Annotated in this window: 22 protein-coding genes; 9 read left to right on the top strand and 13 right to left on the bottom strand. The window is 60.7% G+C overall.

What is annotated here, in order from left to right; translation table 11 throughout:
* Positions 1-221 precede the first annotated feature (221 nt).
* Positions 222-3,329 (top strand): transglycosylase domain-containing protein, encoded by a 3,108-nt coding sequence (locus BM321_RS01855; protein ID WP_092441341.1) that lies wholly within the window; start codon positions 222-224, stop codon positions 3,327-3,329.
* A 178-nt stretch (positions 3,330-3,507) separates the two neighbouring features.
* Here the strand turns inward: BM321_RS01855 and BM321_RS01860 are convergent, their stop codons facing one another.
* The 9 genes from BM321_RS01860 to BM321_RS01900 form a co-directional block, all read right to left on the bottom strand.
* Positions 3,508-3,999 carry an adhesin gene (locus BM321_RS01860; RefSeq protein ID WP_092441342.1) on the bottom strand — a complete coding sequence of 164 codons (492 nt, stop codon included), beginning with the start codon at positions 3,997-3,999 and terminating at the stop codon, positions 3,508-3,510.
* Between the two features lie 81 nt (positions 4,000-4,080).
* Positions 4,081-4,572, bottom strand: a complete 492-nt coding sequence (locus BM321_RS01865) for a CS1 type fimbrial major subunit (protein WP_092441515.1) — start codon at positions 4,570-4,572, stop codon at positions 4,081-4,083.
* A gap of 84 nt (positions 4,573-4,656) precedes the next feature.
* On the bottom strand, positions 4,657-5,166 hold the full coding sequence (locus tag BM321_RS01870) for a CS1 type fimbrial major subunit (protein WP_092441343.1): 510 nt from the start codon (positions 5,164-5,166) through the stop codon (positions 4,657-4,659).
* A gap of 146 nt (positions 5,167-5,312) precedes the next feature.
* Positions 5,313-5,795 (bottom strand): CS1 type fimbrial major subunit, encoded by a 483-nt coding sequence (locus BM321_RS01875; RefSeq protein ID WP_092441344.1) that lies wholly within the window; start codon positions 5,793-5,795, stop codon positions 5,313-5,315.
* A gap of 45 nt (positions 5,796-5,840) precedes the next feature.
* Positions 5,841-6,584 (bottom strand): molecular chaperone, encoded by a 744-nt coding sequence (locus tag BM321_RS01880; protein WP_175459488.1) that lies wholly within the window; start codon positions 6,582-6,584, stop codon positions 5,841-5,843.
* A 61-nt stretch (positions 6,585-6,645) separates the two neighbouring features.
* The gene (locus BM321_RS01885; protein ID WP_092441516.1) at positions 6,646-7,878 is read right to left on the bottom strand and encodes a hypothetical protein; all 1,233 of its coding nucleotides are present in this window, start codon (positions 7,876-7,878) and stop codon (positions 6,646-6,648) included.
* A 60-nt stretch (positions 7,879-7,938) separates the two neighbouring features.
* A complete protein-coding gene (locus tag BM321_RS01890; protein ID WP_092441346.1) occupies positions 7,939-9,195 on the bottom strand; it encodes a hypothetical protein in 1,257 nt (418 codons plus the stop codon).
* A gap of 146 nt (positions 9,196-9,341) precedes the next feature.
* Positions 9,342-11,876: a CS1-pili formation C-terminal domain-containing protein gene (locus tag BM321_RS01895; protein WP_092441347.1), complete on the bottom strand. Its 2,535-nt coding sequence runs from the start codon at positions 11,874-11,876 to the stop codon at positions 9,342-9,344.
* Between the two features lie 124 nt (positions 11,877-12,000).
* Positions 12,001-12,486 (bottom strand): CS1 type fimbrial major subunit, encoded by a 486-nt coding sequence (locus tag BM321_RS01900; RefSeq protein ID WP_092441348.1) that lies wholly within the window; start codon positions 12,484-12,486, stop codon positions 12,001-12,003.
* A gap of 429 nt (positions 12,487-12,915) precedes the next feature.
* Here BM321_RS01900 and BM321_RS01905 point away from each other — a divergent pair, with 429 nt between their 5' ends.
* The 4 genes from BM321_RS01905 (at position 12,916) to purT (ending at position 16,198) form a co-directional block, all read left to right on the top strand.
* Positions 12,916-13,497: a PadR family transcriptional regulator gene (locus tag BM321_RS01905; protein WP_092441349.1), complete on the top strand. Its 582-nt coding sequence runs from the start codon at positions 12,916-12,918 to the stop codon at positions 13,495-13,497.
* Complete coding sequence (locus BM321_RS01910) at positions 13,490-14,275, top strand: siderophore-interacting protein (protein WP_092441350.1); 786 nt, start codon at positions 13,490-13,492, stop codon at positions 14,273-14,275. The genes BM321_RS01905 and BM321_RS01910 overlap by 8 nt, the downstream gene beginning before the upstream one ends.
* A gap of 171 nt (positions 14,276-14,446) precedes the next feature.
* Positions 14,447-14,914: a preQ0 transporter gene (locus BM321_RS01915; protein WP_092441351.1), complete on the top strand. Its 468-nt coding sequence runs from the start codon at positions 14,447-14,449 to the stop codon at positions 14,912-14,914.
* A 102-nt stretch (positions 14,915-15,016) separates the two neighbouring features.
* Positions 15,017-16,198 carry a formate-dependent phosphoribosylglycinamide formyltransferase gene (gene purT / locus BM321_RS01920; protein WP_092441352.1) on the top strand — a complete coding sequence of 394 codons (1,182 nt, stop codon included), beginning with the start codon at positions 15,017-15,019 and terminating at the stop codon, positions 16,196-16,198.
* A 163-nt stretch (positions 16,199-16,361) separates the two neighbouring features.
* Here the strand turns inward: purT and BM321_RS01925 are convergent, their stop codons facing one another.
* A complete protein-coding gene (locus BM321_RS01925; RefSeq protein ID WP_092441353.1) occupies positions 16,362-18,776 on the bottom strand; it encodes a glucose/quinate/shikimate family membrane-bound PQQ-dependent dehydrogenase in 2,415 nt (804 codons plus the stop codon).
* A gap of 486 nt (positions 18,777-19,262) precedes the next feature.
* Between BM321_RS01925 and BM321_RS01930 the strand changes: the two genes are divergently transcribed.
* Together BM321_RS01930 and BM321_RS01935 are read left to right on the top strand one after the other, a co-directional pair.
* Positions 19,263-19,493: a VF530 family protein gene (locus BM321_RS01930; protein ID WP_003205228.1), complete on the top strand. Its 231-nt coding sequence runs from the start codon at positions 19,263-19,265 to the stop codon at positions 19,491-19,493.
* Positions 19,494-19,505: 12 nt separating this feature from the next.
* Positions 19,506-20,162 carry a Pr6Pr family membrane protein gene (locus BM321_RS01935; protein WP_092441354.1) on the top strand — a complete coding sequence of 219 codons (657 nt, stop codon included), beginning with the start codon at positions 19,506-19,508 and terminating at the stop codon, positions 20,160-20,162.
* 118 nt (positions 20,163-20,280) lie between these two features.
* Here the strand turns inward: BM321_RS01935 and BM321_RS01940 are convergent, their stop codons facing one another.
* The 3 genes from BM321_RS01940 to BM321_RS01950 are packed head-to-tail and all read right to left on the bottom strand — an operon-like array spanning position 20,281 to position 21,627.
* Positions 20,281-20,490, bottom strand: a complete 210-nt coding sequence (locus tag BM321_RS01940) for a DUF1289 domain-containing protein (protein WP_024619283.1) — start codon at positions 20,488-20,490, stop codon at positions 20,281-20,283.
* Positions 20,487-21,011 carry a gamma carbonic anhydrase family protein gene (locus tag BM321_RS01945; RefSeq protein ID WP_072409004.1) on the bottom strand — a complete coding sequence of 175 codons (525 nt, stop codon included), beginning with the start codon at positions 21,009-21,011 and terminating at the stop codon, positions 20,487-20,489. Before BM321_RS01945 ends, BM321_RS01940 begins: the two co-directional genes overlap by 4 nt.
* Before the next feature lie 16 nt (positions 21,012-21,027).
* Positions 21,028-21,627, bottom strand: a complete 600-nt coding sequence (locus BM321_RS01950; protein WP_072409002.1) for a CoA pyrophosphatase — start codon at positions 21,625-21,627, stop codon at positions 21,028-21,030.
* A 145-nt stretch (positions 21,628-21,772) separates the two neighbouring features.
* Here BM321_RS01950 and BM321_RS01955 point away from each other — a divergent pair, with 145 nt between their 5' ends.
* Together BM321_RS01955 and BM321_RS01960 are read left to right on the top strand one after the other, a co-directional pair.
* Positions 21,773-22,324 (top strand): NUDIX hydrolase, encoded by a 552-nt coding sequence (locus BM321_RS01955; protein WP_092205380.1) that lies wholly within the window; start codon positions 21,773-21,775, stop codon positions 22,322-22,324.
* 47 nt (positions 22,325-22,371) lie between these two features.
* A complete protein-coding gene (locus tag BM321_RS01960) occupies positions 22,372-22,878 on the top strand; it encodes a L,D-transpeptidase family protein (protein WP_072409000.1) in 507 nt (168 codons plus the stop codon).
* Positions 22,879-23,117 lie beyond the last annotated feature (239 nt).

A 23,117-nucleotide genomic window follows, 5' to 3' on the forward strand; every position in this document is an offset into this window, starting at 1 on the left:
GCCCCGCGCGCGTTCTTCAACTGTAGAGGGATCCCTGTTTGCTGCGCGACAGCGCAGCGTCGAAGACGCGGCGGGATCTCCCTCGCCACAAAAGCTCCTCAGCCAATGACATCTCACAAGTGCTCGTGTAGGGGCTTGCCCACAATTTCCCCTCCCCCCACGCCAACCACCGTCTAAGCTTCAAGCAAGTCCGATCAATCTGCTTAATGGATCAGTCGACTATGGGCGCTTTGTGGCAAACCGATTCAAATGAACCTGTGGTCCCGACTGAACGTATGGAAGAAGCGCCTTTACCTCAAAAAAAACGCCGCGCACGACATGGCTGGCGGGCATTCTGGTTGTTGTTGCTGATTATCGTGGTGGTGGTCGGCCTCGCTGTGACCAAGGAAATGCGCACGTCGCGGTTTCAGGCCCGGGAGCTCAGCCAGTACGCTGCGTCCCTGAGTTACTCGGTGCAGCCGGGGCCCAGCGATGCCATCGTCTACCCTGGCGCAGGCCCGTTCGACCGGCGCTTGGGCTACAGCGCGCTGGGGGAGTTCCTGCCGCGCCTGCTCAAGCGTGACTACGTTATCCAGGCCCAGGCGCGGTTTTCGCCGGCGTTGATGGACTACGTCGAAAAAGGCCTGTTCGTGCCCTACGCGGAAAAGATCCAGGCTGGACTGACCATCACTGACTGCCGTGCCGCGCCGGTCTATCAGTTCAAGTACCCGCAGCAGCTGTATGCGAACTTCGAAGCGATCCCGCCCGTGGTGGTGCAGAGCCTGTTGTTCATCGAGAACCGTTTTCTGCTCGACCCCAAGCAACCCTTGGCCAACCCAGCCGTGGACTGGCCGCGCTTCGGCATGGCGGCCTGGTCGCAAGTCGCCAAGCTGTTGAGCCTGCCGGGGCAATCCGCCGGGGGCAGCACCTTGGCCACACAACTGGAGAAATACCGTCACTCGCCTGAGGGCCTGACCGTGTCCGGCGCGGAGAAAATCCGCCAGATGATTTCCGCCAGCGTGCGCGCTTACCAGGGCGGCCCGCAAACCCTCGAGGCGCGGCAGCGGATCATTCGCGACTACCTCAACAGCGTGCCGCTTTCCGCCGTGCCGGGGCATGGTGAAGTCCATGGCATGGCCGAAGGCTTGCGGGTCTGGTATGGCGCCGACTTCAATCGGGCCAATGAACGCTTGGCCAGTACCGCGACCGATCCCCAGAGCCTGGCGGAAAAAGGCCTGGCCCTGCGCGAGATGCTGTCGCTGATGATCGCCCAGCGCCGGCCGTCCCATTACCTGTCCAAGGGTCACGATGAACTGGCGCGCCTGACCGATAGCCACATCCGCCTGCTGGCACAGAACGGCGTGATCGACGCGGCGCTGGCCGAGGCGGCCCTGGCGAGCAAGGTCAGTTATCGCGACTGGGTCCAGGACCCGACCGTGCAGCCCAACGAAACCAACAAAGGCATCAGCGCCGCCCGCAGTCGCCTCGCCGCCCTGCTCAACCGTCCGCTGTACGACCTCGATCGCCTCGACCTGTCCGCCACCAGCACCTTGCAAAGCGATTTGCAGGCCCAGGCCACCGACTACCTCAAGCGCTTGGCCGACCCGGCCTTCGCGACCGAGATCGGCCTGATGGGAGAACGCCTGCTGACCCCCACCAGCACCACCCAGGTGCGCTACAGCTTCACCCTGCTGGAACTGACCCCCGATGGCTCGCGCGTGCGGGTGCAGACCGACAGCACCGACCAGCCTTTCGACATCAACGAAGGCAGCAAGCTGGAACTGGGCTCCACCGCCAAGTTGCGGGTGCTCACCACCTACCTGCAGATCATCGCCGAACTGCACGACCGTTATGCCCAGCAGACCCCGGCGGCGTTGAAGAAAACCGAAGTCGCCGAGCAGGACCGCCTCTCCCGCTGGGCCGTCGACTACCTGATCCAGAACACCGACCGCAGCCTGCCGACGATGCTCGAGGCCGCGCTGGACCGGACCTACTCGGCCAGCCCTGGCGAAGCCTTTTTTACCGGCGGCGGGCTGCACACCTTCCACAACTTCCGCAACGAGGACAACGGTCGCAACCCGACGCTGCGCGACGCCCTGCGGGAGTCGATCAACCTGCCGTTCATCCGTCTGATGCGCGACCTGGTGCGCTATGCCACCTATGCCGGGCCCAACAACAGTTCCGAACTGCTCAAGGACGACAAGGACCCGCGCCGCCAGGAATACCTGGCCCAATTCGCCGACCGCGAAGGCACCTCGTTCCTGCTCAGGTTCTGGAAGAAATACCAGAAAAAGGACACCGGCCAGCGCCTGGAAACATTCCTCGACGGCATGCGCCCCACCGCCATCCGCCTGGCCGCCGTGCACCGCTATTTCTTTCCCAACGACAGCCAGGAGAGCTTCAACCGCTTCGTGCGCGCCCATTTGAAGTCAGCCAAGAGCGCCGAAAAACTCACCGACGAACGCCTCGAACGGCTCTACCAAAGCTATGGCCCCGGCGCCTATGACCTGCCGGACCAGGGCTTCATCGCCAAGGTCCACCCGCTGGACTTGTGGTTGATGGGTTACCTGCTGAACAACCCCGACGCCAAGTTCAGCCAGATCGTCAAGGCCAGCCAGTTCGAGCGCCAGGAAGTCTACAGCTGGCTGTTCAAGAGCCGGCACAAGAGCGCCCGCGACAGTCGCATCCGCACCATGCTGGAAATCGAAGCCTTCCTGGATATCCACCAGCGCTGGCAGCAAGTCGGCTATCCGTTCGACCACCTGGTGCCGTCGCTGGCCACCGCCATCGGCAGTTCCGGCGACCGCCCGGCTGCGCTTGCCGAACTGGTGGGCACCATTCTCAACGATGGCATCCGCCAACCGGCGTTGCGGGTGGACAGCCTCGACTTTGCCGTCGACACGCCTTACGAGACACGGCTGGTGAGCAACCCGGATAACGGCAAGCGCGTGATGCCCGTGGAAGTGGCCCGGGCCCTGCGCGGCGCGCTGTCCCAGGTGGTGGATGCCGGCACCGCGAAACGCGTGGCCGGCAGTTTCAAGCTGGCCGACGGCACGCCGCTGGCCATGGGCGGCAAGACCGGCACCGGCGACAACCGCATCGAAGCGGTCGGCTCCGGCGGACGAGTGATCAGTTCCAAATCGATCAACCGCACCGCCACCTTCGTGTTCTACATCGGCGACAGTCATTTCGGCACCCTCACCGCCTATGTACCGGGCGCGTCGGCGCAGAACTTCAAATTCACCTCGGCCTTGCCGGTACAAGTACTCAAGGGCATGGCGCCGTTTCTCTCGCCCTACCTGCAACCGGGAAGCCATACCCAGTGCAAGCCGTTGGTGGCGCGTCAATGAGTCACGACAACATGGGGCAGGTACCTGTGGCGAGGGGATTTATCCCCGCTGGGCTGCGCAGCAGCCCCTAAAAAAGCACGCCATTAACCTGATCCACCGTGGTGTCGGCTTTCAGGGCTGCTGCGTAGCCCAACGGGGATAAATCCCCTCGCCACAAAGATCAGGGGTTACCCTCAGATCAGGAGTTAACCCGAGGCACCGCGTCGAAGATCACGGTGATATGCCCCGTGAACAAACCGGACAACATGGGAGAAACCGGGAGAGGGACGAAGATGCGCATCTCAGCCGTCATGCCTGGCGTGGACGTAGCGTCATCCACCACTTCCTTAGGCACTTTTTCCAACCAAACGTTGTTGAACATGGTGACAGTGTGGATTCCATAAGTACCGTTGAACAACCAGGAATTCCCTTCAATGTAGGCATGGACCGAACCGTCGGTGTTTTTCACATCGAAGATCTGGCGCACTGGGGACAACATTCTGTTCACAGGATTGAAATGCATGACTTCGTCCTTACCGAAGTCTGGATTGCGTGGCTGTACATGAAACTGCTTGTTCGGGATGTTCGCGCTGATATGGATCGATGAACGCGCGTCATCGCCAGCCCACGCCAGCGAAGAACCCAGGGCCACAATGCCCAGGGCAGCGATGGATACAAATTTTTCGAACATGGTTGAAATTCTTTTTATGGTCATGGAAATGCGGGAGTGCTGCCTGCGTCCCGCTGTTACAGGCAACACACATCACAAGAATCAGGGATTAACCCGAGGCACTGCGTCGAAGATCAAGGTCAAGTCCCCGGTGTATAGCCCCACCTGGCTATCGAGGGGAACCGCCGAAACCTGAATGACCAGTTGAGCCTGGGTCCCTGGCGTGGAGGAGGCGTCGTCCACCACTTCTTGGGGTATGTGATTGAGGGAGACATTGTTAAACCTGACCAGCAAGGGAAGTTCGTCGGTGCCATTGGTCAGCGAAGGCCGGCCCTCCTGGAGGTAGCCGTGGATCGAGCCTTCGGTGTTCTTTACGTCGTAGGTCTGGCGTATAAGGCTGAACCGTTTATTGACCGGATCGTAATGCATGACCTCATCCTTGCCGAACTCCGGATCCCGTGGCTGCACATGAAATTGCTGAGTCGGGATGTTCGCCTCGATATGGATAGCTGAACGTGCATCATCAGCCCCGATCACCAGTGCTGGACTCAGAGCGGTTCCCAAAGCAATAACGGACGCAACTTTCTTAAACATGCTTGATACCTTTTTTATAGTAATAAAAAGCTTCGGAGCAGTCCCTTGCCCCAACATTGCTGACACAACACTCCCTCACCACAGTCAGGGGTTGACTCGCGGCACCGCGTCAAAGACCACGGTGAAGTCAGCGTTATAGGTGCCCGGAGAGAGTGGGCGAGTAGGCGAGTTTGCAACGGCGATACGCATTTCCACCTGGGTACCCGGTGTGGACGTGGCATCGTCCACGACTTCCTGGGGTCGGTCGTTCAAACCTACGCCGTTGAATATCGCCCTCAGGCTTACATGATCTACACCGTTGCTCAAATGGATGGCACCTGTCGGGTTAGCATTCTCGATGTAGGCGTTGATCGAACCGTCGGTATTTTTCACGTCAAAGGTGTGGCGCAAAGAGGTGAATTTGTAGGTCAAGGGGTTGTAGTACATGTATTCATCCTTACCAAACTCCGGATCCCGTGGCTGGACATGGAACTGTTGGGTCGGGATGTTCGCTTCGATATGGATGGATGAACGTGCATCATCGGCACCCAGTACCAGCGAAGGACTAAGAGTGGCAGCTCCCAAAGTAATAACGGATAAAACTTTCTTGAACATGCTTGATACCTGTTTGTATTAATAAAAAGCGCAGGAGCAAAACCCTGCTCCAACGTCACTGACACTCCCTCGCCACAGGGATCGGTGCTGGTTCAAATGATCTTCGCCATAGGGTTTTGTGTTGTTTCGATGACCTTTATTGGGTGTTACGGCGCGGTAGCGTCGAACACCATGTGCACCGTGCCGTAGTAGTCACCCGGCTTGTAATCGTCAGAAGGTTTGATCGCGGCGATTTCCAGTGGCACCTGACGCCCCGGTCTGGCATCGATGGCGGTGACCACCTGGGCCGAGTCCAGGGTCAATTCGACGCCGTTGAATTTCACCCGCAGATCGATGCGATCACGCCCATTGGACAGGTACGCCTCCTCCCCGAGGCGCGCGCCGATGGAGCCGTTGCTGTTCTTCACCTGATAGGTGGCCCGCAACGGGCTGAGCTCGCCGGTGATGGTGCTGAAGGGCAAGCGCTGTTCGCGCTGGACCAGTTGCGGGTCAAGAGGCACCACATGAAAGTCGGCCGTCGGGATGGTCACATAGACTTCGAAAGTCTCCCGCTCGACCGCGCCCCAGGCCGGAACCCAGGGCAACGTGAGCGCAGTCAGAGTAAGGGGGCGCAGCAGTGTCTTGAACATATCTGTATACCTGTGGCGTCTACGACGGTTCGGCGACGGCAGCCGTCAGCCTTTGATCTCGACGTTTTTCTTCTCGCTGCCTTCGATCAGCGTGAAGCGATATTCCCGCCCCGCTTCCTTGTCGAAGGAGAACGTACGGCCGGCCATCACGTGGTGCTTGGTGGTGGGGCGGCATTCGTTGTCTTTCTTGGCCTCGCAGTCCTTGAACTCATCGATCACTACCACGCTGTTGCCCTTGTTACGCAGCAGATAGCGGTTGGGGCTGTCCTCGATCACCGACTCGAAACGGGTTTCCTTGGGCCGCACGAAAAACACTGTGCCGTAGCCCGCCAGGACCTTGACCCCAGCGCCCACACGCTCCTTTTTATACTGCTCGCGCTCTTCCTTGCTGACGGCGAACTCGTCTTCGGCCTCCGGCACCACCGGCACGAAGCGCACGCGGAAGTAGCGTTCCTTGTCGCGGTTGCCCATGAACAACAACCGCGTGCCCTGGACACCGTTGGCCGGCACGATCAGCCGCGCCGGGCTGGCCATCAGGCCATCCTTGGCCTGGGCACTGTCCTGGTTTTTCAGCGGCACTTCCTGGTAGGTGCCGTCCTCGTTATAGATAATCTCCAGGATGTTGACCTTGACGAACGCCGTAGACGTGCCGCCGTTGAATATCCGTTTCATGTAGGTGGTCTTGTTGCTGTCCAGATAGTCGTAGACCACCCCTACCCCAATCTGCGGACCGGCCTGGGCCACGCCGCAAAACAGAGAAAACCCAACCCATGCCAATAAATGTTTCATCGCTTTTCGAACCTCATGCATTTGACGCAACTCACTAAAAATTTGTGGGCCGATGGGCCGCTTAGACTTCTGAATCCCAGACCACCGTGACGTTACCGCTGTAGGCTTTTGCACCGGAGTCCAGCATTTGTTCGACGTTGCTCTGGCCCACCTCGAAGTGCAGCGTTCCGGCTCTACGGTCGAGGTAAAAATCCGGCCGGAACAGCTCGGTGCCGCTGCCGTCACGCAATAACGGGCGCCGGTTGACCGGTTGCCCGCCGGCATCCGTCAACCCTTCGGGCAAGGTCACGCTGACGTTCACCGGCACGGCGTGGCCGGTAGCGGTGTCGGAGATCGCGCAGGTGTTGCCGCTGATGGTTTGGCATTCGATTGCCATCTTGAAACGCGAGGACGCGGAGATATGGAAGCGCTGGTCGCGAAACAGCCGCGTCGGCTTGCTACCGTTGCTCAACCAGGCTTGCCAGCCCTCCTGGGGTACCAGTTCCACGCGGTTGCCGCCGGGGGGTACTTCCACCTTGAGGGCATGCTCCACATCCAGTTTGAAATTGAGTGTGAGCACCGAGTCATCGGGGATCATGACGTCGCCCATGTCCAAGTCCTGCCCCGGACCAACGCCATAGGAGACAGAACCGATGTATTGACCGGACGACATTCTCAATGGATTGGGTGTGCGCAGCTCATAGGCAAAGTTCAAGCCGTGGTAAGTCATGCTGGGAATCAGGTAACTGGCCCTTTTGGCACACACCCCTTCGACCGGCGTCTTCCAGAAGAATATGTAGACGAGGGTATTCAGACCCGAGTGCCCCGAGGATTGACAGGGCGAAGGGGCATACCTCCAAGGAGAGCCGCCCCAAAGCTTCGAATGGGCGGTTCCCATATCCACGCCGCCACCGACCAGATCGATTACGCTGACGGGGAGCTGGTAGTACGTCCCTATGCCGGCTATGCGTACTTGGACGATTTCCGTTTCACCGGTCCCCGTATGCGTCACCAGCGCCGGACGCCAAGTGGCAGGCATATGGAACATCGCCCCCTGTCGCGAATCGCTGTGTCCCGGCTGGATGGGTGCGTTCGATTGGGCCTTGAGCAGGAATTGCACACTGTAGATTTTCTCCCTTTCACAGAGCGCTGCATAAAGCTGGCAATACCCCGAGGGTGGCGTCGTGTTGAGGAAGGTGTTGTCATTGGGCTTCGAAGGATCCGGCCTGTAGACTGCGGTGATATCCTTGTTCGCGGCACTGGCCGTCGAGGCGCACGCCAACAACGCCACTGAAACCACACTACGCACTGCCATCGGTAACTGTTTCATCGATACCTCACCGTCCTTTCGCCTCAGGCTGGACAATCCATGCCCTTAAACTTCCGAATCCCAGATCACCGTGACGTTGCCGCTATAGCGCGTGGCGCCGCCGTCCAGCATCTCTTCGACGCTGCTGCGGCCGACCTCGAAGTGCAGCATTCCTGGCCTGCGGTCGACATATAAGCCCGGCTGGAACAACTCGGTGCCACTGCCGTCGCGCAGCAATCGGCGACGGTTGACAGGCTGCCCACCGGCGTCCGTCAAGCCATCGGGCAGGGTCACGCTGACGTCCACCGGTACGGCGTGGCCGGTGCCGGTTTCAGAAATCGCGCAGGTATTGCCGCTGATGTGCTCGCACTCCAGCGCCATCTTGAAACGGGAAGAGGCGGAGATATGGAAGCGCTGGTCGCGGAACAGTCGCGCCGGCTTGCGCCCGCTGTTGAGCCAGGCTTGCCAGCCGTCCTGGGGCACCAGTTCCACGCGGTTGCCACCGGGAGGCACTTCGACTTTGAGGGTGTGTTCGACGGTCAGATTGAAATTAAAGGTAAGGACCGGGTCGGAAGGGATCATGACATCACCCATGTCGAGGTCCTGACCCGGCCCAATGTTATAGGTCAGTGACCCGGTATATAGACCGCTCGACATTTTCAGAGGGTTTGGGGTGCGTAGTTCGTAGGCAAAGTCCAGATAATCGTAGGTAAAGCTGGGGATCAAAAAGCTGGCCTTTTTGGAGCACGCAGCTTCGACCCTGGTTTTCCAGAAAAACCGATATGTAGTCGCATTAAGGCCTCCATGGCCGGTATACCCGCAGGGTGTGCCGGGATTCACCCAGCTATGGCCGTAGCCACCCCACAACCGGTTATGAGCCAATGCAAGGTCAATGTTCGGATTACCTATCAGGTCAAGCACGTTCATTGGAAGTCGATACCTCGACCCGATGCCTGAAAAGCGTACTTCGACGGTTTCGATTTCCCCCGTTTCGGCATGAGTCACTTGTGCGGTACGCCAGTTGGCGGGCACCTTGAAGGTCGCCCCTTGCCTATAATCGGTATGGTTCGCCTGGATAGGGCTGTTCGAATTGAAGCTAATAGGCAACTGAATGCTGAATATCTTCGTCGCAGCGCAATCTGCCGGATAGAAAGTGCAGTAACCTGAAACCGGTGTGGTATTGGTAAATTGATTCAGGTTTGGCTTCGAAGCATCGGGCCTGAATATCGCGCTGATATCCTGACTCGCTGCATTGGCCGCCGGCACGCAAGCAAGCAACAACAACGAAACCACGCTGCGCACGGCTACCGATAAGGGTTTCATCTATACAACCTCATACATCAATGCAAATCCCTGCAAGTTGGGGAAAAACTTCACTGTGGGAACAAGGCTTGCCCGCGATGCAGGCGCCCCGGTCTCCTGGTGAGTTGGTGTTATCGTTCATCGCGGGCAAGCCTTGCTCCCGCAGCTCATGAACGCTGCCTCGCAGTGTCAGTCGCAGCCAGCGAGCTGTCAGCCAAACTGTCCGGGGTGCAGCGCAGGTCGCCGATCATCAACACATCGCCTTCCTCGGTGGCGGTTTCCGGGTCGAGGCGGAAGCGGCAGAACAATTCGTTGCCGTAACGCACTTCCAGGGTCGGGGACGCGGCATTCATCTCCATGGAAAAGAACCCGTCCGCCTCGCTGACGCCGCGGCTGGCGTGGTTGATCACGTGATGGCCCTTGAGCGGCTGGCCCTGTTCGTCCAGCAGACGGCCGAGCACGGTCACGGTTTTCATCACACTGACCTTGCGGTAGTCCACACCGCCCTTGTTCAGGTGATAGCGGGTGCGAGCAGGCTCGATGTTCGCCGCCGGTGGATGGACGCCTTCGAAGTCGAAGGTCACCAGGCTGTTGCGGTAGGCGGTGATCGGCACGAAGTTGCGGCCCGGATGCAGGGTAGTGCTGCCGCCTGTCAGGTCGTCGGCGCGCAGAACGACGTTGTCCAGGTCGGTTTCCACATCGACGATCATGCCGGCGCCACGACCGTGAGGCAGGCCGGTGAACACGGCTTTCTGCGCCCCCACGGCCACGGTGCTGCTCAGGTTCAGGCCGCCGGTGAGGTTGTCGTTATAGGACGAGCGCTGCAGGAAGCCGTCGCCATAAAGGGACTCGGTGCTGAAGCTGGCGATGCCGGACAGGCCCACGCCATAGGTATCGGCCAGCGCCGTGGCGGAGACGCTTTGCAACACGTGGTCCTGGAGGTCGCGGCGATAGGTCAGCGAGGCATTGTTGTCCCGGTCGCCCTCGCGGGAGGTGCGGGTGCCGATGCTGCCCGACCAGTATTCGCCCGGGCCGCCCAAGGCCACGCTGAGGCTCAGGTCCACGCCGCGATTACGCCGGTCGTTGGTGCTCGACGTGCCGGGGCGATCGAACAGCGACACCCGCCAGTTGGCATCGCTGCCGCGCAGCTTGCCGCGCTGGGTCCAGCCCAGGTCCAGGCCGGTGCCCTGAACGTTGCCTTCGCTGTAGGCCAGCCGTCCGTTGATGGACGTCTTGTTGCTCAAGCGATGATTGACCGACAACGACGAGTTGCTGGTCTGGCCGACGTAGACGTTGCGCTGACGGATGCGCGTGCCGTCCGGCAGGGTTTCGTAGGTGTTACGGGTGTCCAGCCAGCTACGGTTGTGGCTGGCGACGACGCTGCCCTGGCCGTAGCTGTAGAGCGCCTGCAAGTCCATGCCGTTGCCGTACTGCTCAGTGTGATAGACGTTGGCGTACAGGCTGGTGCTGCTGGCAAGCGTCCAGTCCACCGAGGTGCCCACCTGCATCTTGTCCTGCACCTTGCGGGTGGAGGCGCCCAAGATCACCCGGGGATGCAGCAGGTAGTTGAGGCCAAACCCCGCCGTCGTGAAACCGGAAGGTTGGTCATCCCAGTTGCTCCACAGGCGGGTTTCCCGGCCGGCGAACAGGTTGTAACGCCAGCGGTCCTCGGCGTTGCTCCAGTTGTTCGGCTTGTAGACCAGCTCCTGGCTGGTGGCGGTGGTTTGCCCGTCCTCGATCAAGCGGACTTCCACTTCATAGATACCGCCGGGCAACGGCCGGGTATCGAGGCTCTGCAAGCCTGCGCTGACGGCCTGGGTGTTGATCAACAGGCCATTGCGATAAATCTCCACCGACGCCTGGCGGCTGGCGGTGACATAAATGGGGTAGACGCTGGGTTTGGGATTGTCGATCGCCAGGCTGTCGGAGCTGCCGAACATCAGCCCCAGGGCGGTATCCGGGTTGGCGCCGAAGGAACGGATCTGACGATTCAAGCCATCGGAACTGGGAGTGAAGTAGCCCAGGCGGAAGAAATTGCCTTCCATTTCCCGCTGGGTGAACAGCTCATGGACCGCGTGATACAGCTTGTCGTCCGGCCCGCCAAGGCGGGAAAGCTGAAGGTCCAGCGACTGGCTCCAGTTGCCGATACTGGAACTGGCGTTGAGGCCATAGCGCCCGCCCGTGTCCTGTTCCTGGCCGCCATTGAGATTGAGCTGGTTGTTGAAGATCAGGCCAAGGCTGCCGCCTTCCGGTTGTTCGTAGTAACGCTGGGTTTCGGTGCCACGTTCGACGTCGCGGGTCAGAATCGTGACCAGCGAGTTTTCGAGGCTGTAATGCACGGCCAACAATCCAGCGGTGCAGTTGGTTTCACAGGCACCCAATACTAATCCCTGCTTGAGTCGTTGCTCCCATAGCTCGCGCTCGACGGCCTTGACGGTACTGTCCTGGGTGTCGTTGAACTCAAGCAATGTAATACGATCATCGCGCGTGAGGACCACCATGGCTTCACCGAGATACTGTTGATTGAGCTCGATACGCACGGCCAGCGGCACATCGAAGAAATGAGCTTCAAACTCCGTCGGCAGGCCCTTGGCCTGGGACAGCAGGCTTCTCGGCGTCGTACCGGGGGCAGTCGGCGCGGCCAATGCGCCGGCGCACATCAACAGCGCGAGCGCACCCGCGATGGGTGTCATCGGTAACATCAACGGACTCTCATAATCAGCGAGCTATCGGGGTATTTCAGATGCGGGCCGACCGGTCGGGGAGAACCGGTCGGCCTGCTGCCAGGCCCGGGGGAAGGTGAGACTCACCGGGCAGCGAATGGCCTTACGGGCGCGGCACGGCGTCGAAGATGACGGTCATGTCGGCGGTGTACAGGCCGTTTTGGGTAGGGAGAGGCCGGGCTGGGAGGATGACCATCTCGGCCTGGGTCCCTGGGGTGGAGGTTGCATCGTCAACCACTTCCTGGGACATGGCGGTCAGGGTGACGCCGTTGAAAGTGGTGGTCAGGTCGATGGCATCGCGGCCGTTGTACAGCGCAGCCGGGCCGTTTTCGATGTAGGCGTTGACCGAACCGTTGGTGTTTTTTACGTCGTAGGTCTGACGCAGCGAAGTCAGGGTGCCGTTGACCGTGTTGTAGGTCATGGTCTCATTCTTACCCCAGTTCCCGTCACGTGGTTGCACGTGAAACTGCTCGGTCGGGATGTTCGCAGTGATGTGGATGGAGGAACGCGCATCATCGAGAGCGAACGCCAGCGAAGAACTCAGGGCCGCGGCGGTCAGGGAAGCTGCGGTTACGATTTTCATGAGCATTGTTAACACCTGTTCATAGCAATAAAGAGGGAAGGGCTGAAGTTGCAGGCCAAATACAGCTTGGCGTGCCCCTTCAACGCCGGTGCATGATCGTCGCTCTTTAATTAAAAATAAGCAGGAAAGTTCGCATAGACTTGTAGTAAAGCGAACATGCAACACAAGGAAAAATACGCAATTTTCGATAAAACGTAACTTTTAATGTAAGAGCATTCCCACATTCCCACATTCCCACTAGTTACGGTTAATACTTCCTGATACCCACCCGGTTTCGTCCCGCAAACTTAAGGGATTCAGGTAAGGTCACACTTCACTTCTTGTAGGACCCAACGAAGATATATCTTCACTTCAAGATATATCTATATAAGCGAAGATATATCTGAAGTCAAAGATATATCTCGGTTCTATTTATGCGGAACAGAGAGCAAACACATGACAGTCCTTTATCCCCCTTCCACTTATGAACAGGGTCGTCAGGATGGCTTCGAACGACGCCCGCCCGGTCGCGAGCGCGGCAGTCGCGGCCCACGGGTTTTCGCCCCCGGCGACTTGAAATTGCTGTTGCTGGCCCTGATTGCCGAGAAACCTTGTCACGGCTACGAGCTGATCCGGCAGATCGAGTCCATGTTCGACGGTGCCTACAGCCCCAGCCCCGGCGTGATCTACCCGACCCTGACCCACCTTGAAATGGGTAAGATGATCAGCGGCGACGCCGAAGGTGGAAAAAAGTGTTACAGCGCGACCGATGCCGGACGTCTATTCCTTCAAGACCAGGCCGAAGCGCTGGACGGCGTGCGGATGCGCATCGAAACTAGCAAGCGCACCCTGCGTGACCAGGATCGGCCGGCCGAGATCCACGAGGCGGTGGGTCACCTGCGTGATGTGCTACAGATGCACCAAGGCCGTTGGAGCCCGGAAGAAATCCTGCGGGTGCGCGGCCTGCTCAACGACACCGCCAAAGCCATCGTCGACGGCCCTGCCCGTCCCTCTGTTTCGGAGTCAAGCAATGACTGAACACGATCCAAACACCATTCACCGCGTCAGCCACGAGATCAAGCGTCGCCGCCTGCAAGTGTTGCGGGTAGTGGACCTGACCCCACGCATGCGCCGCATCACCGTCGGCGGGCCGGAACTGGCCGGGTTCGTCAGCCTGGGCACGGATGACCACGTGAAATTGCTGTTCCCGCAGAACGCCGACGAACAGGCCGCCCTGGATAACTTCAACCCCAGCGCGGGCAAGACCCAGGGCCCGATGCCCGAGATGCGCGACTACACGCCACGCCGCTATGACCTGGACACCCTGGAGCTGGACATCGATTTCGTGCTCCACGGCGACGGCCCGGCCTCGACCTGGGCGGCCCAGGCCGCACCCGGGCAATACCTCAATATCGGCGGGCCCCGGGGCTCGATGATCGTGCCGGACATCTTCGACAGCTACCTGCTGGTCGGCGACGAAACCGCCCTGCCCGCCATCGCCCGCCGCCTCGAAGGCCTGGCACCGAACCGACGGGCCTTGGTGGTGGTGGAAGTGGAAAACGGCGCCGAACAACAGATCCTCCAGAGCCCGGCGCAGGTCCACGTGATCTGGGTATTGCGCGAAGGCCGCCAGGACAACCTGCTGCGAACCGTGCAACAGCTGGAAATGCCCGGCGGCAAGCTGTACGCCTGGGTCGCGACCGAGAGCAAGGTGTCGCGGCAGATTCGCAAGGTGTTGCTGGAGGAGAAAGGGTTGGACCAGAACTTTGTGAAGGCGGTGGGGTATTGGAAGGCGGAGGGTAGTGAGGAGGATTGAGAGACCGGCGGCGGCTGAACTACCCTGTCCCCCGGAAAACACAGCCCCCTGTGGCGAGGGGATTTATCCCCTCGCCACAGATAAGTACCTCTCCACAGATAAATGGCCCTTACCATAAGGGCTATCGTTGTCCTGGAGCGCTTTACCGACCTCCCCCAGAGACTCCGTCCCATGCTTTTTCTGCTCGCCTACATCGCCAGCGTCGTGCTGATCAACTTCGCGTTTTCCGCCGCGCCGCACCTGGACATCATCTGGTCGGCCTGGGGCGGGCTGGTGTTTATCCTGCGGGACATGGTGCAGACCCGTTTCGGCCATGGCGCCATCGTGGCGATGCTGGCGGCGCTGGTGTTGTCCTACGTCACTTCGGACCCGACCATCGCCCTGGCCAGCGCCACGGCATTCGCCGTGTCCGAGTGCATCGACTGGCTGGTGTTCACGATCACCAAGCGCCCGCTCCATGATCGGCTGTGGATCAGTTCAGCCCTGAGCATTCCCCTCGACACCTTCATTTTCTTCGGCCTGATCGATGCCCTGACGCCAGGCGTGGTGATCACCGCCCTGGCCTCGAAATTCGCCGGGGTCACGGCCGTCTGGCTGATCATGGCCTGGCGTTTGCGCAAGCAACCCGTCGCCACCTGAAGCCAAACCCCGCGGTTCATGTAAAATGCCGCGCTTTCTCCCCATGGGAAGCTCGCCCGGCGCGCAACCCGCGATGATCCGCTCCTGTTTGAGGACCTTCAGATGACCCGTATCGGAACCCCATTGTCGCCCACCGCGACCCGCGTTTTGTTGTGTGGCAGCGGCGAGCTGGGCAAGGAAGTGGTAATCGAGCTGCAGCGCCTGGGCATCGAGGTGATTGCCGTGGATCGCTACGCCAACGCGCCGGCCATGCAAGTGGCCCACCGCAGCCATGTGATCAACATGCTCGACGGCGCCGCCCTGCGTGCGGTGATCGAGGCCGAGAAGCCGCACTTCATCGTGCCGGAAATCGAAGCCATCGCCACCGCCACCCTGGTGGAACTGGAGGCCGAAGGCTTTACCGTGATCCCCACCGCACGCGCCGCGCAACTGACCATGAACCGTGAAGGTATCCGTCGCCTGGCCGCCGAAGAGCTGGGCCTGCCGACTTCGCCGTATTTCTTCGCCGACACCGTCGAAGACTACCGCAAGGCCGTGGAAACCCTGGGCTTCCCCTGCGTGGTCAAGCCGGTAATGAGTTCCTCGGGCAAGGGCCAGAGCCTGCTGCGCGGCAGCGATGACGTGCAGAAAGCCTGGGACTACGCCCAGGAAGGCGGCCGCGCCGGCAAGGGCCGGGTCATCATCGAGGGCTTTATCGATTTCGACTACGAAATCACCTTGCTCACCGTACGTCACGTGGGCGGCACCACCTTCTGCGCACCGGTCGGCCACCGTCAGGAAAAAGGCGACTACCAGGAATCCTGGCAACCCCAGGCCATGAGCCCGGCGGCCCTGGCCGAATCCGAGCGCGTAGCCAAGGCGGTGACCGAGGCCCTGGGTGGCCGTGGCCTGTTTGGCGTCGAGCTGTTCATCAAGGGTGATCAGGTGTGGTTCAGCGAAGTCTCGCCACGCCCTCACGACACCGGCCTGGTGACGTTGATTTCCCAGGACCTGTCGCAGTTCGCCTTGCACGCCCGCGCCATTCTCGGCCTGCCGATCCCGCTGATCCGCCAGTTCGGCCCGTCGGCGTCGGCGGTGATCCTGGTGGAAGGCCAATCGACCCAGACCGCGTTCGCCAACCTGGGCGTGGCCCTGAGCGAACCGGACACCGCGCTGCGCCTGTTCGGCAAACCGGAAGTCAACGGCCAGCGCCGCCTGGGCGTGGCCCTGGCCCGCGATGAATCCATCGAAGCGGCCCGTGCCAAGGCAACCCGGGCTTCCCAGGCGGTGAAGATCGAGTTGTAAAACTGGGCGGGGTACAGCCCCCCTGTAGTGAGGGATTTATCTGTGGCGAGGGGATTTATCCCCTCGCCACAAAAACCGGATACAGCCTCAACCTGAGTGAAATTGGCACAAAAAAAGGCGACACCCGCAAAGGTGTCGCCTTTTTCATGAGTGCCGGTTTTGCTTAATCCGGCAGCTTGTAGGCAATCACATAATCACCCTGCTTGGTCCCCAGGGAGCCATGACCACCGGCAACGACCAGCACGTATTGCTTGCCGTCCTTGCCGGTGTAGGTCATCGGCGTGGTCTGGGCACCGGCGGGCAGGCGACCTTCCCACAGCTGCTTGCCGTTTTTCACGTCATAGGCACGCAGGTACTGGTCCAGCGTACCGCTGAGGAACGCCAGGCCGCTGCCGGTGGTGAACGTGCCCCCCAGGCTCGGAACACCCATGCTCAGCGGGATCGGTACTGGCGAGCTGTCGCGCACGGTGCCGTTCTTGTGTTTCCACAGGGTCTTGTTGTTGGTCAGGTCCACCGCCGCGACATAACCCCAGGCAGGCGCCTGGCAAGGCAGGCCCATCGGCGAGAGCAGCGCTTCGAGGATCACGCCATACGGCGCGCCTTTGTTCGGCTGTACGCCTTCGGTTTCGCTCTTGCGACCCGGCCCACCGGCCACTTCCGCCGCTGGCACCAGCTTCGACTTGAACGCCATGTAGCTCGGGTTGACGAAAGCGATCTGGCGCACCGGGTCCACCGAAATGCCGCCCCAGTCGAATACGCCGAAGTTGCCCGGGTAGACGATCGAACCTTGCAGCGACGGTGGGGTGAACATGCCGTCATAGCGCAGCGACTTGAAGTCGATCCGGCACAACATTTGGTCGAACGGGGTCACGCCCCACATGTCGCGTTCCTTGAGGACCGGCGGCACGAAGTTCAGGTCGGACATCGGTTGGGTCGGCGAGGTGTGGTCGCCCTCCACCGCGCCTTGCGGCACCGGGATTTCCTTGATCGGCACGATCGGCTGACCATTGCTGCGGTCCAGCACGTAGATGCTGCCCTGCTTGGTCGACGCCAGGACGGCGGGTTTCACGCCATCGGCGGTCTTCATGTCCATCAGCGTCGGTTGACCGCCGACGTCCATGTCCCAGAGGTCGTGGTGGGTGAACTGGAAGTACCAACGCACCTTGCCGGTGGCAATGTCCAGGGCGGTCAGGCCAGCGGAATACTTTTCCGATTCCGGGGTACGCAGGCCACCGAACTGGTCGGGGGTCTGGTTGCCCATCGGCAGGTAAAGCATGCCGAGTTTTTCATCGACGCTGAACATGGACCACATGTTCGGCGAGTTGCGGGTGTAGGTCTGGCCCTCGGCAATCGGCGTGGTGTCGTCCGGGTTGCCGCTGTCCCAGTTCCATACCAGCTTGCCGGTGTGCACGTCGTAGGCACGGATCACACCGCTTGGTTCGTCGGTGGAGACGTTGTCGGTGACGTGGCCGCCGATCACCACCAGGTTCTGGGTGACCGCCGGTGGCGAGGTGGAGTAGTAACCGCCGGCCGTGAAGCCGCCGATGTTGGCGCTCAGGTCGACTTGGCCCTTGTCGCCGAAGTCTTCGCACATCTTGCCGGTGTCGGCGTTGAGGGCGATCAGGCGGGTGTCGGCGGTCGGCAGGAAAATCCGCCGTGGGCACACGGTACTGGCCGGTGTGGTGCTGGCGGTGCCGGTGGGGCTCTGCTCGGCGGAAGCGTAGACGGCGTCATCGTGGTAGGTCACACCACGGCAGGTCATGTGGGCCCAACCCTTGAAGTTTTCCGCTTTTTGCGTGGAAAGCTTCGGATCGAAACGCCAGATTTCCTTGCCGGTTTCAGGCTCCAGGGCAATCACCTGGCTGTGAGGCGTGCACACATAAAGCATGCCGTTGACCTTCAGCGGGGTGTTCTCGGCGGTGGTTTCACCCGGGTCGTTCGGCCCTGGCAGGTCGCCGGTGCGGTAGGTCCAGGCTTCTTTCAGCTTGCTGACGTTCTCGGGGGTGATCTGCGCCAGTGGCGAATAGCGGTCGCCGTGGGCGCTGCGCCCGTAGGAATTCCAGTCGCCGTCCGGCATGGCCGGTGCGGTGTTGGTCATGCCTGGCACGCTGTCGCGGTCCAGCTGGCCCTTGATCTCACCCGGGTTGGTGAACTGACTGGCAAGCGCGGCGATACCGGCGATGACCACGGCGGCGCCCAACGCACGGGTACCCATGGCCGAGGCGTCGGCGGTCAACAGCGGGCGGCGGAACCACGGCAGCAACATGACGATGCCCAGGGCAAACAGCAGCGCCAGACGCGGCACCAGTTGCCACCAGTCCAGGCCAACTTCCCACAGCGCCCACACGGTGCTGGCGAACAGCACCAATGCGTACAGGCCCAGGGCCGCGCGGCGGGCCATGATCAGCAGCACGCCGGTCAGCGCCAGGCCGATACCGGCCAGCAGGTAATACAGTGAGCCGCCCAGCGTGCTCAGCTTGACACCCCCGGCCAGCAGGGCCAGGCCCATCAATAGAAGCAGAATGCCGAGCAGGCTCGGAAGCAGACGGCTTCGACTCAAAGCACCCTCAGTGCTCATAGTGTGATTCTCCGTGATGTTTTAAGGAGGCCCGCGCAAAGTTTCACTGTAGATGACGATCCTTTGGGGGCATGGTTCAGTTAAAAGTGTCCGGATATTGCGAAGAAACGAGGTGGGAGCGGGCTTGTTCGCGAAGGCGGTGGGTCAGTCGACCTCATCGTTGACTGGCACGACGCCTTCGCGAGCAAGCCCGCTCCCACAGAAAAGCAGTTCGCCGCAGATGTAGAGATAGCGCTGTCTTTTAAGATTGAAGGCAGAGCATCGGGGATAGCTCGACAGCTCTGGCACACAGCAAGAAGCGTTTCAGCAAGCGGCAAGGATAATGTTCTGTTACAGATTGAGAAAGGGCTTTTGTTGACATGGATCATCTCGGATTTGGTAACAGTGCGCCTGGCCCTGGAGCCCCACGATGAAGGCTATGCTTCCACCACGAGGGCACCTCGGCTAAGGTGCGCGGCTTTACCCTTTTTTGCGCAAAGGCCTCCCATGACCGAACCCAACAACAACCCGCTGCACGGCGTGACGCTGGAGCAGATCCTCAACGCCCTCGTGCAGCACTACGAATGGTCGGGCCTGGCTGAACGCATCGATATCCGCTGCTTCAAAAGCGACCCGAGCATCAAGTCGAGCCTGACCTTCTTGCGCAAGACCCCTTGGGCGCGGGAGAAAGTCGAGCGCCTGTACATCAAGTTGATGCGCACCAAACGGCCGGTCTGAGCCGCCGTGGGGATGGATAGAGGTCCTGGCCTCACCCTGCGCCAGCGCTTCGTGTCGGTCACGGCGCTGCTGGCCTGGGCGGGGTTGAGCATCCAGCTGTATCTGATCCTGCTGGGTCGTTGGGAACTGGGGGCGAGCCTGCTGGGCGGGTTGGTGAGTTTCTTCAGTTTCTTCACGGTGCTGACCAACCTGTGGGTGGCGGTGGTCCTGACCTGGGAGCTGCCCCCTCGTCCAGCCCCGGCCCGCCGCTGGTTCCTGCAGCCCAGCGTACGCAGCGGCGTCGCCGTGAGCATCGCCCTGGTCAGCCTGGCCTACAACCTGCTGCTGCGCCACCTCTGGCAACCCGAAGGCTGGCAGTTCGTGGCCGACGAATTACTGCATGACGTGGTGCCCTTGCTCTACATCGGCTATTGGTGGCGGTGGGTGCCCAAAGGCCGCTTGCGCCTGGGCCACATCGGGCTGTGGATGATCTATCCCTTGGTCTACTTCGCCTATGTCCTGCTGCGGGGGGATTTACTGGCGGCCTACCCCTACCCTTTCATCGACGTGGCGAGTCTGGGTTATCCACAGGTGTTCATCAATGCCGGGGGGATACTGGCGGGATTTGTCGGGATTGCGTTGGGGGTGGTGGGGTTGGATCGGTGGGTGGGATTCAAGCAAACACCATGATCCCCTGTGGGAGCGAGCTTGCTCGCGATAGCGGTGGTCAGCGCGAGACACTGTTGAATGTGCCTCCGCCATCGCGAGCAAGCTCGCTCCCACAAGGGGTTGTGTTCCATCTCCGACATCACCGCCTGGCCGGCAACATCCACACCAACCCACTGGCCTTGGCCCGTTCATGACACAACGCCAGGACCCCGCGGCGTTCGTCGTTGTCCATCCGGCTCCACCGGGTGATTTCCGCCACGGTGCGCTGGCAGCCGGTGCAGATGTCGTCATCGTCCAGCGCGCAGATGTTCACGCAGGGCGAAGGCACCGGGCGTTCAGGGGCGCTCATGGTTCCTGCTCGGCCAGGTCGCGGGCATAGCGCTGGGAATTGTGCACATAGTGCGCCGCGCTGGCCACGAGCATGTTCTTCTGGGCTTCGGTCAATTCACGCACCACCTTGCCGGGCGAGCCCATCACCAGCGAGCCGTCGGGAATCTCTTTGTTTTCGCCGATCAGTGAATTCGCGCCGATGATGCAGTGCTTGCCGATCTTCGCGCCGTTGAGGATCACTGCGTTGATGCCGATGAGGCTGTAGTCGCCCACCGTACAGCCATGGAGCATGGCGTTATGGCCGATGGTCACGCCGGTGCCGATGGTCAGTGGATACCCCATGTCGGTGTGCATCACCGTACCGTCCTGCACGTTGCTGTCCTTGCCGATCAGGATCAGCTCGTTGTCGCCGCGCAGCACGGCGTTGAACCAGACATTGGCGCCTTCTTCGAGGCGGACCTTGCCCACCAGCGTGGCGTTGGGTGCGACCCAGCTCTGTGGGTGGGTGTCGACACGGGCATCGCCCAGGCGGTATTTCATGGGAATCCTCGGGGCATCAGGTATTGATGAAACTCTTTGGCGGGGTGTGCAGGTCGATCTCGGCGTCGTACAGCAGGTTGACCAGTTCGACGATCATGATCGCCGTCAGCCCCCAGATCTTGTACTCGCCAAACCGATAGCTGGGCACATACCAACTGCGGCCCTGGTAATCGATCCGGTGCGTGTGTTCGCGTGGATCCTTGCGGAAAAACTCCAGCGGCACGCTGAATACCGCCGCGATCTCGGCATCGTTGGCCTGGTATTCGACGTAGTCCGGAATCACCCCGACATACGGCGTGACCTTGATGCCATGCAGCGAGATCAACGGGCTGAGAGGGCCGATCACTTCCACCAGGCCGGGGGGCAGGCCGATTTCTTCCTCGGCTTCGCGCAGGGCGGTGAAGATCAGGTCCGGGTCTTCCGGGTCGCGACGCCCGCCGGGAAACGCCACTTCGCCGCCATGGGTCGATAGCCCGCTGGCGCGCAGGGTCAGTACCAATTCCGGTTCGTCACTGCGGGTGATCGGCACCAGTACCGCGGCTTCAGGGAAACGTCGGTCGGCCTGCAGGTCGCGTGGGGTGTGGTTGCTTACTCGATGCAGTAGCTCGTCCAGCATGAGACTTCTCGATTCATTCGCTACCTTGCATCATGCACCAATCATTCAAGCGGCCCAACCCCCGCACCGCGTCGTGTCGCGAAACGACAACTTGCCGCACTGGCCCACGCACGCCAAGATAGGCGCAGCATTCAGGAACCCAAGCATGAAATTCTGTAGCCAGTGCGGTAACCCGGTGACCCAGCGCATACCCGAAGGCGACTCGCGCCTGCGCTTCGTTTGCGACACCTGCCACACCATCCACTACCAGAACCCCAACATCGTCGCTGGTTGCGTACCGACCTGGGGCAGCAAGGTGTTGTTGTGCCGACGCGCCATCGAACCGCGACGCGGCTACTGGACGCTGCCGGCGGGCTTCATGGAGAACGGCGAGACGGTCGAGCAGGCCGCCGTGCGCGAAACCGCCGAAGAAGCTTGCGCCCGGGTGCGAAACTTGAGCATCTATACACTGATTGACGTACCGCATATCAGCCAGGTACATGTATTCTTCCGCGCCGAACTGGTGGACGAGGACTTCGCCGCCGGGCCCGAGAGCCTGGAAGTGAAGTTGTTCGAAGAAGCGGACATTCCCTGGGACGAGCTGGCTTTCCGTACAGTGGGCCGCACCCTGGAATATTTCTATGCCGACCGCCGGGCGGAGGATTACCCGGTGCGATCCGAATCGATCCCGCCGCTGGCCCAGCCGGCCAACACCTGAAAAAACCAATCGAATATAGCCGCGACACCTCTAGGGATATCGTTTCAATGCGCTGGTTGCTTGTCCTGTTCTGCTTGTCGTTCACCGCTGTGTCCCAGGCCGCCGCGGTGGGAACCTACAACGGCAAGGTCATCGAAAAAGTGCTGGTGCTCAAGTCCGCCCATCAATTGCAATTGATCAACGACGGCAAGCCGCTCAAGACCTATCGCATTTCCCTGGGCAAGGGCGCCAAGAAAGGCCCCAAGCTGATCGAGGGCGACAAGCGCACCCCCGAGGGTTTCTACTGGATCGACTGGCGCAAGACCAGTGACCGCTTCTACCTGTCGATGCACATTTCCTACCCCAATATCAGCGACGCCGCCCGCGCCCGCCGTGAAGGCGTGGAGCCGGGAGGCATGATCATGATCCACGGCACGCCTGATTCGGAAGAAAACCCTGAACAGCTGTTCCATACGCTGGACTGGACCGATGGCTGCATCGCCATGCGCAACGTGGACATGCGCGAAGTCTGGAACCTGGTGCCGGATGGCACGATGATCGAAATTCGTCCGTAGCCCTTGTGGTGAGGGAATTTATCTGTGGCGAGGGGATTTATCCCCGCTGGGCTGCGCAGCAGCCCCAAAGCAGACAACTCAATTTTCCTGACACACCGGGTTGTCAGGTTTTGAGGCCGCTTCGCGCCCTAGCGGGAGCAAGCTCCCTCGCCACAACAGCGCGTCAGCCCGGGTAGTCTCGGACGACCGCCTGTCAGCATCGAAAAATAAAATCAAAAGATCCCATCTTCAGAAATTAC

The sequence above is a fragment of the Pseudomonas sp. NFIX10 genome (assembly GCF_900111955.1).
Classification (GTDB): Bacteria; Pseudomonadota; Gammaproteobacteria; order Pseudomonadales; family Pseudomonadaceae; genus Aquipseudomonas; species Aquipseudomonas fluorescens_AA.

Bases quoted from the DNA above. Each gene is read 5' to 3' on its own strand.
- BM321_RS01855 (WP_092441341.1), top strand. From the start codon at position 222: ATGGGCGCTTTGTGGCAAACCGATTCAAATGAACCTGTGGTCCCGACT.
- BM321_RS01860 (WP_092441342.1), bottom strand. From the start codon at position 3,999: ATGTTCGAAAAATTTGTATCCATCGCTGCCCTGGGCATTGTGGCCCTG.
- BM321_RS01865 (WP_092441515.1), bottom strand. From the start codon at position 4,572: ATGTTTAAGAAAGTTGCGTCCGTTATTGCTTTGGGAACCGCTCTGAGT.
- BM321_RS01870 (WP_092441343.1), bottom strand. From the start codon at position 5,166: ATGTTCAAGAAAGTTTTATCCGTTATTACTTTGGGAGCTGCCACTCTT.
- BM321_RS01875 (WP_092441344.1), bottom strand. From the start codon at position 5,795: ATGTTCAAGACACTGCTGCGCCCCCTTACTCTGACTGCGCTCACGTTG.
- BM321_RS01880 (WP_175459488.1), bottom strand. From the start codon at position 6,584: ATGAAACATTTATTGGCATGGGTTGGGTTTTCTCTGTTTTGCGGCGTG.
- BM321_RS01885 (WP_092441516.1), bottom strand. From the start codon at position 7,878: ATGGCAGTGCGTAGTGTGGTTTCAGTGGCGTTGTTGGCGTGCGCCTCG.
- BM321_RS01890 (WP_092441346.1), bottom strand. From the start codon at position 9,195: ATGAAACCCTTATCGGTAGCCGTGCGCAGCGTGGTTTCGTTGTTGTTG.
- BM321_RS01895 (WP_092441347.1), bottom strand. From the start codon at position 11,876: ATGTTACCGATGACACCCATCGCGGGTGCGCTCGCGCTGTTGATGTGC.
- BM321_RS01900 (WP_092441348.1), bottom strand. From the start codon at position 12,486: ATGCTCATGAAAATCGTAACCGCAGCTTCCCTGACCGCCGCGGCCCTG.
- BM321_RS01905 (WP_092441349.1), top strand. From the start codon at position 12,916: ATGACAGTCCTTTATCCCCCTTCCACTTATGAACAGGGTCGTCAGGAT.
- BM321_RS01910 (WP_092441350.1), top strand. From the start codon at position 13,490: ATGACTGAACACGATCCAAACACCATTCACCGCGTCAGCCACGAGATC.
- BM321_RS01915 (WP_092441351.1), top strand. From the start codon at position 14,447: ATGCTTTTTCTGCTCGCCTACATCGCCAGCGTCGTGCTGATCAACTTC.
- purT (WP_092441352.1), top strand. From the start codon at position 15,017: ATGACCCGTATCGGAACCCCATTGTCGCCCACCGCGACCCGCGTTTTG.
- BM321_RS01925 (WP_092441353.1), bottom strand. From the start codon at position 18,776: ATGAGCACTGAGGGTGCTTTGAGTCGAAGCCGTCTGCTTCCGAGCCTG.
- BM321_RS01930 (WP_003205228.1), top strand. From the start codon at position 19,263: ATGACCGAACCCAACAACAACCCGCTGCACGGCGTGACGCTGGAGCAG.
- BM321_RS01935 (WP_092441354.1), top strand. From the start codon at position 19,506: ATGGATAGAGGTCCTGGCCTCACCCTGCGCCAGCGCTTCGTGTCGGTC.
- BM321_RS01940 (WP_024619283.1), bottom strand. From the start codon at position 20,490: ATGAGCGCCCCTGAACGCCCGGTGCCTTCGCCCTGCGTGAACATCTGC.
- BM321_RS01945 (WP_072409004.1), bottom strand. From the start codon at position 21,011: ATGAAATACCGCCTGGGCGATGCCCGTGTCGACACCCACCCACAGAGC.
- BM321_RS01950 (WP_072409002.1), bottom strand. From the start codon at position 21,627: ATGCTGGACGAGCTACTGCATCGAGTAAGCAACCACACCCCACGCGAC.
- BM321_RS01955 (WP_092205380.1), top strand. From the start codon at position 21,773: ATGAAATTCTGTAGCCAGTGCGGTAACCCGGTGACCCAGCGCATACCC.
- BM321_RS01960 (WP_072409000.1), top strand. From the start codon at position 22,372: ATGCGCTGGTTGCTTGTCCTGTTCTGCTTGTCGTTCACCGCTGTGTCC.